The sequence below is a fragment of the Pseudomonas sp. D4-21 genome (genome assembly GCF_051132125.1).
GTDB lineage: Bacteria > Pseudomonadota > Gammaproteobacteria > Pseudomonadales > Pseudomonadaceae > Aquipseudomonas.
The window spans coordinates 3,972,136-3,986,996 of sequence record NZ_CP071664.1; the positions used below are offsets into that span (position 1 = coordinate 3,972,136).

The 14,861-nt window shown below is 58.8% G+C and carries 15 protein-coding genes; all 15 read right to left on the bottom strand.

Annotated elements, in window-relative coordinates; genetic code table 11:
* Window positions 1-13: 13 nt before the first annotated feature.
* The 15 genes from fliE to pseF all read right to left on the bottom strand — a co-directional run bounded on the left by fliE (window position 14) and on the right by pseF (window position 14,855).
* Window positions 14-340 (bottom strand): flagellar hook-basal body complex protein FliE, encoded by a 327-nt coding sequence (gene fliE / locus J3Q04_RS17695; RefSeq protein WP_003184044.1) that lies wholly within the window; start codon window positions 338-340, stop codon window positions 14-16.
* A 249-nt stretch (window positions 341-589) separates the two neighbouring features.
* Window positions 590-1,972: a sigma-54-dependent response regulator transcription factor FleR gene (gene fleR, locus J3Q04_RS17700; RefSeq protein ID WP_420767381.1), complete on the bottom strand. Its 1,383-nt coding sequence runs from the start codon at window positions 1,970-1,972 to the stop codon at window positions 590-592.
* A 5-nt stretch (window positions 1,973-1,977) separates the two neighbouring features.
* A complete protein-coding gene (locus J3Q04_RS17705; RefSeq protein WP_434611538.1) occupies window positions 1,978-3,168 on the bottom strand; it encodes a sensor histidine kinase in 1,191 nt (396 codons plus the stop codon).
* Window positions 3,169-3,296: 128 nt separating this feature from the next.
* Complete coding sequence (locus J3Q04_RS17710; RefSeq protein ID WP_434563002.1) at window positions 3,297-4,772, bottom strand: sigma-54 dependent transcriptional regulator; 1,476 nt, start codon at window positions 4,770-4,772, stop codon at window positions 3,297-3,299.
* Window positions 4,773-4,945: 173 nt separating this feature from the next.
* Window positions 4,946-5,242 carry a flagellar protein FliT gene (locus tag J3Q04_RS17715; protein WP_420767383.1) on the bottom strand — a complete coding sequence of 99 codons (297 nt, stop codon included), beginning with the start codon at window positions 5,240-5,242 and terminating at the stop codon, window positions 4,946-4,948.
* A gap of 11 nt (window positions 5,243-5,253) precedes the next feature.
* A complete protein-coding gene (gene fliS, locus J3Q04_RS17720; protein WP_092222857.1) occupies window positions 5,254-5,649 on the bottom strand; it encodes a flagellar export chaperone FliS in 396 nt (131 codons plus the stop codon).
* A gap of 130 nt (window positions 5,650-5,779) precedes the next feature.
* On the bottom strand, window positions 5,780-7,216 hold the full coding sequence (fliD, locus tag J3Q04_RS17725) for a flagellar filament capping protein FliD (RefSeq protein WP_434610269.1): 1,437 nt from the start codon (window positions 7,214-7,216) through the stop codon (window positions 5,780-5,782).
* An 82-nt stretch (window positions 7,217-7,298) separates the two neighbouring features.
* Entirely contained in the window at window positions 7,299-7,664 is a 366-nt protein-coding gene (locus J3Q04_RS17730; RefSeq protein WP_434610267.1) for a flagellar protein FlaG, read from the bottom strand.
* Between the two features lie 72 nt (window positions 7,665-7,736).
* Complete coding sequence (locus J3Q04_RS17735) at window positions 7,737-8,588, bottom strand: flagellin domain-containing protein (protein ID WP_079305252.1); 852 nt, start codon at window positions 8,586-8,588, stop codon at window positions 7,737-7,739.
* Between the two features lie 253 nt (window positions 8,589-8,841).
* Complete coding sequence (locus J3Q04_RS17740) at window positions 8,842-9,111, bottom strand: hypothetical protein (RefSeq protein WP_434610265.1); 270 nt, start codon at window positions 9,109-9,111, stop codon at window positions 8,842-8,844.
* Window positions 9,108-10,400, bottom strand: coding sequence for a motility associated factor glycosyltransferase family protein (locus J3Q04_RS17745; RefSeq protein ID WP_434610263.1), 1,293 nt, complete (start codon window positions 10,398-10,400; stop codon window positions 9,108-9,110). Before J3Q04_RS17745 ends, J3Q04_RS17740 begins: the two co-directional genes overlap by 4 nt.
* A gap of 83 nt (window positions 10,401-10,483) precedes the next feature.
* Window positions 10,484-11,410, bottom strand: a complete 927-nt coding sequence (locus J3Q04_RS17750) for a ketoacyl-ACP synthase III (protein ID WP_434610261.1) — start codon at window positions 11,408-11,410, stop codon at window positions 10,484-10,486.
* Window positions 11,411-11,606: 196 nt separating this feature from the next.
* The gene (pseI, locus tag J3Q04_RS17755) at window positions 11,607-12,659 is read right to left on the bottom strand and encodes a pseudaminic acid synthase (RefSeq protein WP_434562990.1); all 1,053 of its coding nucleotides are present in this window, start codon (window positions 12,657-12,659) and stop codon (window positions 11,607-11,609) included.
* On the bottom strand, window positions 12,652-14,157 hold the full coding sequence (pseG, locus tag J3Q04_RS17760; RefSeq protein ID WP_420767387.1) for a UDP-2,4-diacetamido-2,4,6-trideoxy-beta-L-altropyranose hydrolase: 1,506 nt from the start codon (window positions 14,155-14,157) through the stop codon (window positions 12,652-12,654). The genes pseI and pseG overlap by 8 nt, the downstream gene beginning before the upstream one ends.
* Window positions 14,154-14,855: a pseudaminic acid cytidylyltransferase gene (pseF, locus tag J3Q04_RS17765; protein WP_434610259.1), complete on the bottom strand. Its 702-nt coding sequence runs from the start codon at window positions 14,853-14,855 to the stop codon at window positions 14,154-14,156. Before pseF ends, pseG begins: the two co-directional genes overlap by 4 nt.
* Between the last annotated feature and the right edge of the window lie 6 nt (window positions 14,856-14,861).

Sequence of the window (14,861 nt, forward strand, 5' to 3'; positions counted from 1 at the left end):
CTCAATAGTTTCCTTAGACCGGCATCTGCATGATGTCTTGGTAGGCTTGAACCAGTTTGTTACGTACCTGGGTCAACGCCTGAAACGAGACACTGGCTTTCTGCGAAGAGATCATTACATCCGTCAGGTCGACGCCACTTTTACCAATCTCGAAAGCACTGGCCAACTGGTTCGAAGCCTGCTGGGTATCGTTCACTTTATTGACGGCCTGACCGAGCATGTCGGAAAAGCTGCTGCCACCCACCTGGGGGACCGCGACCGATTTCGGCTGGGCCATGGCGTCCATTTGCATGGACCGCATGTCCAACATCAATCGATTAAATTCAATACCTTGGCTCATGGTCTATTCTCTCTGGCGGCCCGCATTTTTTTGACACTTACTCAGCGGGTACGTAGGTGTTAGCAACAAGGGTGCCAGCTCGATGGCCGTAAAAAACAAATGCATGCGCGAGCTCATCCGGACTCATGTGGGAGCGAGCCTGCTCGCGATAGCGGCCTGTCAGCCAACATCTACATCGCCTGAATCACCGCCTTCGCGAGCAGGGCTCGCTCCCACAGATTTAGAGGTGCAACTGCTTGGATCAATGATTCAACTGGCGAAAAGGTAAGCCTCCACATCCATCCCGGCATCACGCATTTGCGCCAACTTGTAGCGCAGGGTTCGGGGACTGATGCCGAGGCGTTCGGCCGCTTCCTTGCGACGGCCGCGCTCGGCGCGCAGGGTGTCGATGATCATCTGGAATTCGCGACGACGCAGATCGTCCTCCAACGCACCGGCTGATTCGGCTACCTCGACCGGAGGCACTACCGGCGCCAGCGGCGGTACCGGCAAAGGCGCACAAGCCACCGGACCGGCCAGGCAGAAATCCTCGGGCTGGATCAAGCCGCCCTGCTGCAGGATCAGCGCCCGCTGGATCGCGTTATCCAGTTCCCGGACGTTACCGGGCCAGGGATACCCGATCAGGCAAGCCTGTGCCTCGGCGGACAGGCGCGCCGTTGCGTGCTTCATTTTATTGACGTGCTTGGCCAGCAGACGCTCGGCCAGCGGCAGGATATCGGCGGTGCGCTCGCGTAACGGACGCCAGGCCAACGGAAAAACCGACAGCCGGTAATAAAGGTCTTCCCGGAAACGCCCCGCCGCCACTTCGCCCGCCAGGTCGCGGTTGGTCGTCGCGACCACCCGGATGTCCAGGCTGATGGGCTTGCGCGCGCCGACCCGCTCCACTTCTCGCTCCTGCAACACCCGCAGCAATTTTGCCTGCAGGCCCAGGGGCATCTCAGAGATTTCATCCAGCAGGATGGTGCCGCCATCGGCCTGTTCGAACTTGCCAGCCTGGGCCGCGATGGCGCCGGTGAACGAACCCTTTTCATGGCCGAACAATGTTGCTTCGAGCATGTTGTCGGGAATCGCCGCGCAGTTGATGGCAATGAACGGCTCGCTGGCGCGACGGGACTGCTGGTGAATATAACGGGCCAAGACTTCCTTGCCCGTACCGGACTCACCGGAAATCAATACGGTTGAATCGCTGCGTGCCACCCGCGCGGCCAATTCCAGCAGCTGCGCACTGGCTGGCTCGATCGCCACCGGGCCTTCACCTTCAACGGCAAGGCTTCCCAGGGCATGGCGCGCCACTAGGTCCAGCAGCGCCTTGGGCTCGAACGGCTTGACCAGATAGTCCGCCGCCCCCTGGCGCATGGCATCCACCGCTCGTTCGACCGCACCGTGGGCGGTCATCAACAGGACTGGCAATTGAGGCTGGCGCGCCCGCAGTAAACCGAGCAACTGATGGCCGTCCATGCCCGGCATATTGACGTCGCTGACCACCAGGCTGAACGGCTCACGGGCGACCGCCAACAACGCCTCCTCCGCCGAACCGACGACGGCATGATCATGCCCGGCCAACAGCAGTGTATCGGCGAGCGCCTCGCGCAGGGCACGATCGTCCTCCACCAGCAAAACCTTGATTGCCATTGCCTTCACTCCACCCCTGGCACACTGGAAAACAGCGGCAGGAGGACCAGCGCGCACGTGCCGCGCCCCGGCCGCGAGCGCAACTGCAATTCACCCTGATGGGCCCGCGCCACGGCCTTGACCACGGTCAGACCGAGGCCCGTCCCGGTGGTCTTGGTGGTGAAAAAAGGCTCACCCAGGCGGGTCAACACGGCTGGATCAATGCCGCTGCCGTTGTCGCTGACACACAGGCGCAACGTGCTGCCACGGGTGTACAGGTGGACTTTCAGGCGAACGTCGCCGTCGCCCGCCTGGATCGCGTTTTCAATCAGGTTCAATACCGCGCCCACCAGTGTGTCGCGGTTGCACAGGACTTCGCCCGCGCGGCTGTCACACTGCCAGCGGATCGGCAAACCCTGTACGTGGGTCGACGCTGCGGCCTGCAAGGATTGCAGCAACGCCTTGGGCGTCACGCGGTCGGTCAACGGCAATTCGCCGCGGGCAAACACCAGCATGTCGCGGACCTGGTGCTCCAGCTCATGCAAGCGTTCCTTCAGGCGGCCGGCGAAGCGCTGCTGGGTATCCATCGGCAGTTGCTGTTCAGTCAAATGACTGGCGTAGAGCAACGCGGCGGACAGCGGCGTACGGATCTGATGGGCCAGCGACGCCACCATCCGCCCAAGGGAAGACAGCCGCTCGTGGCGAGCCAGCTGATCTTGCAGGTGACGGGTTTCAGTCAGGTCGTTGAGCAGCACCAACTGCCCGGGCTCGGCATCAAGCGAACGGGTCGAGATAGAAAGGCGTCGACCGTCCTTGAGGGAGATCTCATGGCCGTCATCTTCGCGAGGAGCGAAGCAGCGGGCAATCACATGCCGCCACAGCTCGCCCTCCAATGGCAGGCCGAGCAGCTCGCACGCTGCCGGGTTGGCTTCGCGCACGAAACCGTGCTCATCAATGACAATGACGCCGCCAGGCAAGAGGTCGAGGAGGTTTTGCAGCCGATTGGCCAGGCGTTCTTTTTCCGCCAACTCCTGCATGCGCTGAGCGCTGACCACCGCCAGCTCACCCTTGAGCTCGGTGACCCGGGCTTCGAGCAGGCTGTAGGAGTCGGATAACTGGCTGGAGACCTGGTTAAACAGCGAAAACGCCTGCTCAAGTCCAAGCCGGCTAGCCTGCTCGGCGGACGGCATGAGTCCCGGCTCAGGGACAGGAGACATCAGGGCGGCTTGGGTCATCGTGCTCTCTCGCTTGGCTGACCGTCAGTTAAACGGAACGTTGCGAGGGCAGTAGCAATACCCGTGCCGAAAAAAAACCGCCCAGAAATCAGGCGGTTGTAAAACAGGCGTCAATCATCCGCCTGTTCATCTCCTTCGCGACGGCTCATGCCGTACTTGCGCATCTTTTCCACCAGTGTCGTGCGACGGATGCGCAGGCGTTCCGCCGCGCGGGCGACGATGCCGTTGGCATCGTCGAGTGCCTGCTGGATGAGGCCCTGCTCCAGGCCTCCCAGATAATCCTTCAGATCCAGGCCTTCCGGCGGCAGCATGGCGTTACTGGTGAAGTCCGGCGTATGGCCATTGATCGCTACGCGCTCTTCCAAGTCGCTGCGCAGGCTGTCGACCATCTGCTCGTCTTCGTCGTCGACGTAGCGGAACTTCTTCGGCAACTCGGCCACGCCGATCACGCCGTATGGGTGCATGATCGCCATGCGCTCCACCAGGTTGGCCAACTCGCGGACGTTGCCCGGCCAGCCATGGCGGCAGAGGGACATGATCGCCGCAGAGTTGAAGCGGATCGAACCGCGCTTCTCATGCTCCATGCGCGAGATCAATTCGTTCATCAGCAGCGGGATGTCTTCGACCCGCTCACGCAGCGGCGCCATTTCGATCGGGAATACGTTGAGGCGGTAATAGAGATCCTCGCGGAAACTGCCGACCTCGATCATGCTTTCCAGATTCTTGTGAGTCGCGGCGATGATCCGCACGTCGACGCTCTGGGTCTTGTTGCTGCCCACGCGTTCAAAGGTGCGCTCTTGCAGCACGCGCAGCAGCTTGACCTGCATCGGCAGCGGCATGTCGCCGATTTCATCGAGGAACAGCGTGCCGCCGTTAGCCAATTCGAAACGCCCGGCGCGACTGGTAATTGCGCCGGTGAAGGCGCCCTTCTCGTGGCCGAACAATTCGCTTTCCAGCAACTCGGCTGGGATCGCCCCGCAGTTGACTGGAACGAACGGCGCTTCGCGGCGCTTGGAATGGTAATGCAGGTTGCGCGCAACCACTTCCTTGCCGGTGCCGGACTCACCCAGGATCAGCACGCTGGCGTCGGTGTCGGCCACCTGCTGCATCATCTGGCGCACGTGCTGGATCGCACGGCTGGTGCCGACAAGGCTGCGGAAAAGATTGGGTTCACGATGCCGGCCGCGTTCACGGGCCTGGTCATACATTTCGCGATAAACCTGGGCACGGTGCAGCGAATCAAGCAATTTGCTGTAGCTGGGCGGCATTTCCAAGGTGGAAAGTACCCGGCGGCGCTGGTCTTCCGGCAGGTCTAGGGAAGAATTTTCGCCCATCAGCAAAACGGGAAGGAACTCATCCCAGGTTGAGAGTGTCTTTAGCAAGCCCAAAAGCGATGCGGGGGCATTTACGGTCCCGATAAGGACGCAAATGACTTCACGGCTGGACGACAATGAGCCGACAGCCTGCTGCCAGTCATGGCTGCCGCAGGGTAAATTTTCTTCGCCGAGAAAATTAAGGATCACCGCCAGGTCACGGCGGCGGACGCTATCGTCATCGATCAGGAGAATTTTGGTTTCACGCCACATGCAATAGCAACTTCCCTAGTCAACTCAGTGCCCGAATTTGGGGGCAAGCTAGACGCTTGCAGACTTGTCATGCCTGTAGACGCCTGAAATCTGTAAACAGCCACTAGTTAAGTCAAAAAATCGTGCACAGTCAAATTTATGGCGCACTTTGTTCGGATTAAATGAAAATTAAATCATCCGAACAGGTGATAAACCTTCGCCGCGTTCTGTGCCTGGTTAATCTGTGACATTTCGTTCACGATCGCCTGACGTTCCCCCGTCGCGGCATCCAGCAACTGCCGATACACGCCAAGCAACTCTTCCAGGTTGTTACGCAACGCCGCCTCGTCCACCTCGGACTCGCCCATGACGTCTTCCATGCAGGAACGGCACGCCAGGTCCAATTGACCGATGGCCTCCCAATTGCGCTCAGCCAGGGCATCAACCAGGGCATCTCGGGTTTGTTCTATGCGCTGCAAGACAAGACTCATGAGCTTATTCCTCAGAATTGCGGGCCAGGTGGCGCGATACCGTCCCAGCCTTCCTTGACCGTGCGCAGTAGATCAGCGACTTCGTCGAGAATCTTCGGATCGGTCTTGGCGTTGGCTTCGGCGAGACGTTTCATCATGTAGGTGTAAAGAGCATCCAACTCGGCTACCGACTCGGCCTGGTTTTCCAGATCCAGGCCTTCACGCAGGCCACCCACGATACCGATGGCCTTACTGATCAGGACGCCTTTGTTGGCTATGTCCTTGCGCTCCATAGCGCCCTTGGCCTGGGCGATACGGTCCAACCCACCTTCCATGAGCATCTGCACGAGACGATGGGGACTTGCTTCGGAGGTTTGCGCCTGGGCGCCAATCTTCTGGTATTGGCGAAGGGCTAACATCGGATTCATGTTCTACCTCATCAAAAACTTCGGTTCGTATAAACAGCGTATCGACGCTGTGTCAAAAAACTTTAGACCGAAAAGCCGAAAGCCCGGAGCGTTGTCAAAACGCTGCCGGGCTTTTTGTATCGGTCGAAAATCAGCTGTTCTTCTGTTGTGCCGTCATCGCTTCAAACATCGAGGTGATGTTACTGGCAGTGGCTTTCAGCTTGCCGACGAGGGTATCCATGTCGTTGTACTTTTTGGTCAGTACGGCGGTGAGGGTTTCGATGCGGCGATCAAGAGCCTGCTGATCTTCGAACAGCTTCGTCTTGATGATGTCGAGGTTCTTGGAGCGAGTAGTCAGGATGGCCTCTGAGCCCCCAATACCACCCGCACCCGTTTTGCCTTCAGTGTACGGCTTGATGGCGTTATCCATGCGCTCAAGCAGGCCATTCTCACCTACAAACAGTGTCTGGATCTCCCCACCCAACTGTTTGTCATTCAACGCAGAGGTGAATTTCCCACTGTCGAAATCCAGAGCCCCGGTCGTCTGATTGGTGGTGATTCCCAACTGAGAAAGAACCGTCAGCTTGTCACCTGCCCCGGTCTCAGACAAAGGCGCGCGAATGGCCGCCAAAAGCGAGCGAGGCAACGAGTCACCGGTCAAGGCGGCTGGAACCGAGTTACCCTCAGCATCTGTGGTCGGCTTGGTCAGGGACGTCACGGCCTTAGCAACAGCATTATAAGCGTCGACGAACTTCTGGATCGAAGCTTTAAGGCCGTCGGCGTTGGTAGCGACGGTAACGACGGTCGGGCCAGTGCCCTCGACGAGTAACGTCATGCTCAAGCCCGAGACCACGTTATCCAGCTTGTTGGTCGGGCTGGTCATTGCCAAGCCGTCAACAGTGAAAATAGCGTCCTTGGCAAACCCCAGCGACCCCGAAGAAGTCGCGGTGGGTGATGAGGCCATGGCTACGGAGCCATCAGCTGCGAGGCTGGCAATGCCGCTGAGGGAGATATCATTACCCGCACCGGTTTTAGTCGAGCCGACCACCAGGCGTGAACCAAAACTGTCGGTCACGATGTTGGCGGTCAGACCGCTGGCCGAGTACTTGCTGTTGATGGCGTCCCGAACCGACTGCAGCGTCGAATCAGCAGGTATATCAAGGGTGTAATCCGTGTCTCCTTGACTGATGGTCAGCGTACCGGCTTCCACTGCACTGGAAGCACCACCGGCGAAAGCAGCCGTCGCAACTTTCGACGAGGTTGCCAACTGAGTAACGTTTACCGTGTAAGTGCCGCTAACCGCCGAGTTGCCGGCTGTCACCGTCAACGCGCTGGTGTTGGCCGAAGTCGCGGAAACCCCGGTAAATTGAGGCGTAGTCGTGCTGCCCAGGCTTTTCAGCGTGGATTGGAAGGTAGCCAACAGCGACTTCAGGGTGCCGATCCCCGAAATATTGGCCGTATTGATCTTGGTGGCACGATCAATCTGACCTTGCTTGGCCGCTTTGTCAGAATCCACCAATGCCTTGACGATAGCACCGGTATCAAGGCCGGAGCCTAAACCCAAGCCAGGTAGAATTGGACTTGCCATGTGGGACTCCCTTCAGTGTGTCGCCGGCCTTTTGACCTTTACAACGCCCAAAAGAACATAACAACAGAATTCGTGCCGGTTGTCAGGCTTCAGCGCTGAACAACAAGCTGTTTGCATCATTCAAACTGTTGGCCAGTTTCAGAACTTCTTCGTTCGGGATCTGGCGAATCACTTCACCGGAACCACTGGCGATCACTTTGACCACTACTTTGCCTGAAGGCTCATCGATAGAGAACTCCAGGTTACGCTTGACCGACTGGACGAACTTCTCGATTTCCTGAACGGCTTTCTTGAGTTTGTCCTGCTCGGCAGCAGCATCCTTAGGGGCTTTTTTGACCGGAGCTACCACAGCCATCTCGGCCCGAGGCTTCTCCACCGGCTTATCGGCCACACTAGGCGCCGGTTTCGCCGCCGGATAAGACAAGTTCAGCTTCACGCTCATATCCATGTCCATCACCTCTTGAACGGAAAAAGCGAGAGAGTACGCAAGCGCACTCCCCCGCTAAAACTCATCCGACTATTACTGAAGCAGCTTCAGTACAGCGGACGGCAGTTGGTTAGCCTGGGCCAGAACCGAAGTGGAAGCTTGTTGCAGAGTCTGCTGCTTGGTCAGCTGGGCAGTTTCAGCAGCGAAGTCGGTGTCTTGTACGCGACCCAGTGCAGCAGCGGCGTTTTCGTTGATGTTCTGCAGGTTGGAGATGGTGCTGGTCAGACGGTTCTGGGCAGCACCGAGGTCCGCACGGCTGGCGTTGATGGTCGCCAAAGCAGCGTCGATCGCGTCGATTGCAGCAGAGGTGTTGGTTTCGGCTTCGGCGCTGTCTGCAGCACTGATCGCGATGGCACCAGAGTCAACGCTCAGGGTAGCAGCGTCGAAGCTGTCGCTCAGGGTCAGAGTGATCTGGTTGGTAGCACCAGTGTTGGAACCGACCTGGAAGGTCATGGTGCCAGCGGAACCGTCGATCAGGTTCTTGCCGTTGAGGTTGGTCGAATCAGCGATACGAGTCAGCTCGTCCGACATCTGAGCAAATTCTTTGTTCAGAGCATCACGGTCAGCTGTACCGTTGTTGTCGTTTCGTGCCTGTACGGCCAGTTCACGCATACGCTGCAGAATGTTGGTGGATTCCTGCAGAGCGCCTTCAGCGGTCTGAGCGATGGAGATACCGTCGTTGGCGTTCTTGATCGCAACAGTCTGACCGCGGATTTGCGAAGTCATACGAGTGGAGATCTGCAAGCCGGCGGCGTCGTCTTTGGCACTGTTGATTTTCAGGCCGGACGACAGGCGGGTCATCGAAGTGGACAGAGCATCGGAAGCCTTGTTCAGGTTCTTCTGAACGTTCAACGATGTGACGTTGGTGTTTACTGTTAAAGCCATGACGAATTCCTCGTTGGTTGGGTACTGCGGCTTCCGGCCCTGGCAACCGCCGGGTGTGGCCTAGAGAACCTTCGTAATAGTTATCGTCGTATTCGGAACTTGCTTTAGCAGATTTTTCAAAAAATTTGCCATCAGGGTGCCACCCCTCGTAAATCAAGGACTTGGCTGCGATTCAAGGGTGAAAAAATGGCGTCAGGGAAACGCCGCTGACGTCGCTGGAAGCGCATGACAGCGGGGAAGCTGCGAAAAGTAGCTAGATGGAGTGACCAGCGGTCAGCAGCTGGACCCACTCGTACTCAAGATAATCGGCCAGCGAAATCCAATTCTGCGCCTGCTGATCATCGAGCATCAGGGCAAGCAGCGCGTTCCACGACGAGAGGACATCGCCTGGCATCCGTTCGACCAGGGGCTGCGCCGACTCGATCAGCGTGACCATCGCCAACCCCGCCTCAACATCCCGCCCAAGTCGAAACAGGCGCGCGCATGCGCGGGCATCAATGATTGCCTCATCAAGCGTGGTCATTGCACGTACTCCGGATGGAAATCGGTGCCGACGATCATCGCCCCGTCCCGACTGCTGTTGAAGAAGCGTACGTTGGGGTGCCTGGCAATGAAACGCTCCAGTTCACAGAGGTAGCTGCGAAAGTTGAGCTGGGTCTTGACGCGCCGTCCATGCCCATCGAGCACCCAATGCCTTGACGCCCCCAACTGCGGCCCCAAATCGCCATCGCCCCATCCTGCGTGAGTCTTGTCATGGGGGAAGGCAAAATCGGCACCAAACAGCGTGATTTGCGCAGCGCCCATTTGCACCGCTAAATCGACCGCTGGATGAATCACGCTCCCGCCCACATGAAGTTCGGCCCGGCAGAGTCGCTCACGCATCTGGCGGTAGACGGGACTGGAGGAATAACCGGCGTAGCGCGGCCCCCGCCATGCCTGAATCACTAAGGGGTCGGCCATGGGCAGATAAACAAGGGCAATGCCTTCGGTTTGCTCAGGCGGAAGATGACGCCCCGAGATACGCTGGTCGATGCTGACCACGACATCAGGACGGATGCCGTGATTGATCAACGGTCGGTAAGCCGTGTCGACACAAATCAACAACGGTCGCTCAGCTCGCTCGCTCACGCGGCGCAGCCTGTCGAAATGGTGCTCAAGGCTCGGACCGGTGGCAACGACGAACACCTCACGCCCCTGGAATGCGCCGAACAGCTCGGCAACATCGCGGTCGCCCTGTACAAGATTGAACGTCGATTGCAGCCGCTCGACGACCTCGGGAGCCTTGGGGTCGAACGTTCGGTTGGTGAAGTCCAGATGAACTTCACTGATCAACCGATCGCGAATCTTGGCACTGTAATCATCGGCCAGTACCAGCTCGGCGGGGAGTGCGAAGAATGGCAGCTGGATTTCCGTCAGATCTCCCGCGTAGAGCAATACCACCCTGGGATCGGCAAGCCATGGCATCTGATCCAGCACCTGCAATACCAACGCAAACACCGCGCCATTGAGCACATGAACATACAACCGCTCGAGCCCTGCCCGTTCCAGCAAACGGTTTTGCAGGTCGCCCAGCCCGGTTCCGTAGACGTGCACGACGCAAGCGTCCAAAGGCAGACTGGCGGCTTGCAGGTCCGCCTCGGCAAGACGGTCATGTCGGCTGGTCAGTTGGATTCCATTGATACTCAGGGTCGAACCAATGCCCTCCACCAGATCAGCTTGCAATCTACCCACGTCTTCCAGCAGCAAGCGCTCGGCCAGGGCCGGCCAACGCTGCTGGATGATCTGGAGATTGCGCTCGAAGAACTCGCTCATGGTGTCTCGCCTTCGCGTCAGGCAAAAAAATAGCGTCCAAGATTACACCTTGGACGCTATTTTTGTGCCTGGGTTTTATAGATTCACGGGCGATAGATGATCGCCGACCCCCATGACAGACCTACGCCAAAGCCACTCAACGCGACCCGTTTCCAGTCGGAATCGAGCACGTGCTTTTCGAGCAGCAACGGAATACTCGACGACACGGTGTTGCCGGTCTCGACCATGTCCTTGATGAACTTCTCCGGCTCGCCTTCGAAACGCCGCGCCACGGCATCGACGATTGCGGCGCTGCCTTGATGAATGCAGAACGCATCGATGTCACTGGGTTGCAGATCGGAATCGGCGAGCAACTCATGCAAATGTGCCGGCACCTTGAGCAACGCGAAGTTGAACACCTGGCGGCCGTTCATGAAGAATACGCCGTCGCTGACCTTCAGGTGCGGCGCACCGGAGCCGTCGGTGCCGAACTTTGCCTTGCCCAGTTGCCACGGCGCATCCTCGCCTATCCACGTCGCCGTGGCGGCATCACCGAACAGCATCGTGGTGTTGCGATCTTCCGGGTCGACGATTTTCGAGTATGGGTCGGCGGTTACCAACAGGCCATTCTTCAGGCCAGCGGCTTCCATGAAGCCCTTGATGGCGTAGATGCCATAGACATAACCCGAGCAACCCAGGGATATATCGAACGCCGCTACGCTGGTGGGCAGGCCGAGCTTGTCCTGGACGATAGCCGCCGTGTGGGGCAAGCCTTCTTCATCGCCGTTCTGGGTGACGACGATCAGCACGTCAATGGATTCGCGCTTCAGATCGGGATTATTGGCAAACAGCGCGTTGGCCGCTTCGACGCACAGATCCGAGGTTTCCTGGCCGTCATCCTTGCGTGGCAAGAAGGCGGAACCGATCTTGCCGAGGATGAACTCTTCATCCTTTTCAAATTTTGCACCTTGTGCGTAATTGTCCACGCCGGCTACAGGAACGTAGCTCGCAATGCTTTTTATGCCAATCATTACGGCTTCCCAATCAAAAACAGCCCAATACCACCGCTCGCAAGGAATCGAGGGGCGCCGACAAACGGGAAGTGTAAAGGGCTATCACCGGTCCTGATAAGGGCCAGGCGCCATCTTCCCGGTCAATACAATACAGTGAAGATGCGCGTTATGACTCGCAGGTCACGCTAAATTGCCGAATAAGCCCATTGAGAAGCTATTCAACCAATGACCAGGACAGCGCCGTGCCACGCTTGATTGCCTGGCGGGCACGACGACCCATTAAGGAATCCAGATGTTTGGGCGCCAACCCGAGCCCCGGACGGATGGCCCGGACGTTCTGCGACGTGAACACTTCGCCGGTGGCCATGTCCTGCGTAGCGTACAGCGAACGACGATAGACCAGCGATTTCTGCTCGGCCTCGGTCACGCCATAGCGCACCTGTCCCATGGCCTGCCAGGCGCGCTCGGTTTCGATCACCAGCGCTGCCAGCTCTGCCGGTTCCAGGGAGAAACTGGCGTCCACGCCGCCAGCGGCACGGTCAAGGGTGAAATGCTTTTCCACGACGGTCGCCCCCAGCGCCACCGCAGCCACGGATACCCCGACGCCCATGGAGTGGTCCGACAAACCAACCTCACAGCCGAACAACTCCCGCAGATGAGGGATGGTGCGCACGTTGCTATTGGCCGGCGTCGCCGGGTAGGTGCTGGTGCACTTGAGCAGCACCAAATCCTTGCAACCAGCCTGGCGAGCGGCACGCACGGTTTCGTCGAGTTCGGCGATGCTGGCCATGCCGGTGGAGATAATCAACGGCTTGCCGGTGGCAGCGACCCGGCGAATCAGCGGCAAGTCAGTGTTTTCGAAACTGGCGATCTTGTAGGCCGGCACATCCAGGCTTTCCAGGAAGTCCACCGCCGTTTCGTCGAACGGGGTCGAGAACGCTAGCATCCCCAGCGCCTTGGCCCGGGCAAAAATCGGCGCGTGCCATTCCCACGGCGTATGAGCTTTTTCGTACAAATCATAAAGGGATGTTCCAGCCCAAAGGCTGCTGGGGTCCCTGATGAAGAACTCCCCTTCGCTCAGATCTAACGTCATGGTATCGGCAGTGTAGGTCTGCAGCTTCAAAGCGTGAGCACCGGCTCGGGCAGCGGCTTCGACGATCTGCAAGGCCACCTCCAGGGATTGGTTATGGTTGCCGCTCATCTCGGCAATGATGAAAGGCGGCGCGTCAGCCCCGATGCTGCGCTGACCGATCTTGAAACTACTCATGAATTTCTTCCTTCAATACGCGGGTAAACACGCATGTGCCCTGACTGAAACCTGCCTGGCGGAACAACGCCAGAGACGCTTGGTTAGCGGGCAGGATCTGAGCGGTAAAGCTGCGCAGTTGCGGCCAATGGACGGTAGCAAACGCCTCACCACGGGCCAGCAATGCCCTGCCCCACCCCAACCCCAGGCGGTTCTTGAACAAATAAATCGATACCAGCGCTTCGCTGCCTTGCAGGTCATAACGCAATACACCGACGGGTCCGTCGGACGCTTCGCCAACCAACAACAAGCGCTGTGGATTGACCAGACTGGCTTGCAGCCATTGGCAATGACGATCCCAGTCGACGGGCGACTGATCCAGCGATACGCGGCGCACGACCTCGGCATTACGCCCCTCGAAAAGCAAACGGGCGTCGGCTTGCGTGGCCGGACGAACCCGCAGCAAGGCACCAGCCAGTGCGACGGCCACGCGCAAGGCACCCAGGCCATCGACCAATTGCCGGGAGTGCTGCGCAAGACTCTGACGCAACCCCTGGTTATCCACGACAAAGCCGATGGCCTGGCGCAACTGTTCAACGGTGACGCTTTCTCTGCACCCGAGATAGACATGGGCACCGAACGTCGCCATGACATCGCTGTTGGCCTGCTGGTTGTTCGATACCGCGATACAGATCGTGGGCAACCCCATGGCGGCCCGCTCCCAACTGGTTCCGCCACCGGCCCCGATGAACAGATCGGCCTCCAGCATGAGCTGATGAAAATCGCTGACGAAACTGTGCAATCGCCAGTGGGGTCGGCTCGCCGCCATCCGTTGCATCCGAGCCCAGGCCGGGTTGTCCGCACCGGCGACAAAATCCACTTCCAACTCGGGGTAAGCCACCAGCGCCAGCATTGCGTGATGGGTCTGCATCGCCGCATCGAAACCGCCGAAATTGACGAGTACGCGCCTGACCTTCTTTTTTATCTCAATCGCCCCGCAACGAAACTCATCGCGCAACAACGCGTAACGCGGTCCCAGCAGCGTCCGGCAATGCTCAGGCAACAATCCTTCATACGCAGCTTGCGTGCCGGACAGATTCTGATTGAGCAAGAGGTCAGCGCTGTAAGTCCGAGTCGCCAGGTCATCCAATGCCATGATCCGAGGCGCGAAGCGCCGGGCCGCAGTCTGCCAACGTTGATCCAGACCATAGTGGTCAACAATGACCCAGTCGAAGCCGGGCCGCTCGGCCAACGCTTGTTCCAACGCATCGATATCCGCTTGCCAGGGCAGCAACGATTCGATGGCCTGTTGCGGATCTTCCCCGCGATAAAGATCCGGCAGGGCGAACGTTTCGAAGCCCTCGGCCGTCAGAGCGTGCAGACGATGCCCAACAAGCAGCCGACAAGCAAACGCGACGTGCACGCCTTGCCCGCGCAGGGCTCGCGCCAGGGTCAGGCAACGGGCAATGTGCCCGCTGCCGATGATTGGCGAAGCATCGGCGCGAATCAGCACTCTCATTGCAATTCACCGCCCGCTCTCAAAGCGGCGTAGAGATACTCGGCGCGCTTCCAGTCCTCGGCTGTGTCGATGTCTTGCACCAGATGACGAGGCAGCACAACCGGCAGGCTTTTCGGCGAAAACAACGTATCGCCACGCAACCAGGCGTCCCGACGCCCCCAATAGAATTGGCCGGCGTCCTGGAAAGCTTCAGCCAGGTCCTGGGAGCGCGTATCGCGAAATTGCGGATACAGTGGGGTCAACGCGCCCTGCTCATCCAACGTCAAGGCGCGCTGTACGGGAAAACCGAAACTGCTCACGGAAAACGCGAACGACTTGTCCGGATGGCCGCGCAGCAAGTCAATGCCCTCACGTAAAAACCGCGCTTGCAACAGCGGCGCCGTGGCGTAGATGCAACAGGCGAAATCGAACGAGCGCTCACGTAGCTCACCCAGGGCGTGAACCATCACCGCTGCCGTCCCGGTGAAATCATCCGCCAGCGCGGCTGGTCGCAAGAACGGCACTTGCGCACCATGAGCCATCGCCAATTCAGCAATTTCTTCGTCATCGGTACTGACAATCACCCAGTTGAAAAGTCCCGAGTCCAACGCCGTGCGAATCGAGCGGGCAATCATGGGCACGCCATCGAACGGCTTCAGGTTCTTGCGAGGAATGCGCTTGCTGCCGCCACGGGCGGGAATGATCGCGATTGCGCTCACGCGTCG

What these genes read in the sequence shown, in the direction of transcription:
- J3Q04_RS17750 (WP_434610261.1), bottom strand. Translation starts at nt 11,410, where the DNA reads ATGATTGGCATAAAAAGCATTGCGAGCTACGTTCCTGTAGCCGGCGTG.
- J3Q04_RS17745 (WP_434610263.1), bottom strand. Translation starts at nt 10,400, where the DNA reads ATGAGCGAGTTCTTCGAGCGCAATCTCCAGATCATCCAGCAGCGTTGG.
- J3Q04_RS17710 (WP_434563002.1), bottom strand. Translation starts at nt 4,772, where the DNA reads ATGTGGCGTGAAACCAAAATTCTCCTGATCGATGACGATAGCGTCCGC.
- fliS (WP_092222857.1), bottom strand. Translation starts at nt 5,649, where the DNA reads ATGAATCCGATGTTAGCCCTTCGCCAATACCAGAAGATTGGCGCCCAG.
- pseG (WP_420767387.1), bottom strand. Translation starts at nt 14,157, where the DNA reads ATGAGAGTGCTGATTCGCGCCGATGCTTCGCCAATCATCGGCAGCGGG.
- fliE (WP_003184044.1), bottom strand. Translation starts at nt 340, where the DNA reads ATGAGCCAAGGTATTGAATTTAATCGATTGATGTTGGACATGCGGTCC.
- fleR (WP_420767381.1), bottom strand. Translation starts at nt 1,972, where the DNA reads ATGGCAATCAAGGTTTTGCTGGTGGAGGACGATCGTGCCCTGCGCGAG.
- fliD (WP_434610269.1), bottom strand. Translation starts at nt 7,216, where the DNA reads ATGGCAAGTCCAATTCTACCTGGCTTGGGTTTAGGCTCCGGCCTTGAT.
- J3Q04_RS17740 (WP_434610265.1), bottom strand. Translation starts at nt 9,111, where the DNA reads ATGACCACGCTTGATGAGGCAATCATTGATGCCCGCGCATGCGCGCGC.
- J3Q04_RS17705 (WP_434611538.1), bottom strand. Translation starts at nt 3,168, where the DNA reads ATGTCTCCTGTCCCTGAGCCGGGACTCATGCCGTCCGCCGAGCAGGCT.
- pseI (WP_434562990.1), bottom strand. Translation starts at nt 12,659, where the DNA reads ATGAGTAGTTTCAAGATCGGTCAGCGCAGCATCGGGGCTGACGCGCCG.
- J3Q04_RS17730 (WP_434610267.1), bottom strand. Translation starts at nt 7,664, where the DNA reads ATGGATATGAGCGTGAAGCTGAACTTGTCTTATCCGGCGGCGAAACCG.
- J3Q04_RS17715 (WP_420767383.1), bottom strand. Translation starts at nt 5,242, where the DNA reads ATGAGTCTTGTCTTGCAGCGCATAGAACAAACCCGAGATGCCCTGGTT.
- J3Q04_RS17735 (WP_079305252.1), bottom strand. Translation starts at nt 8,588, where the DNA reads ATGGCTTTAACAGTAAACACCAACGTCACATCGTTGAACGTTCAGAAG.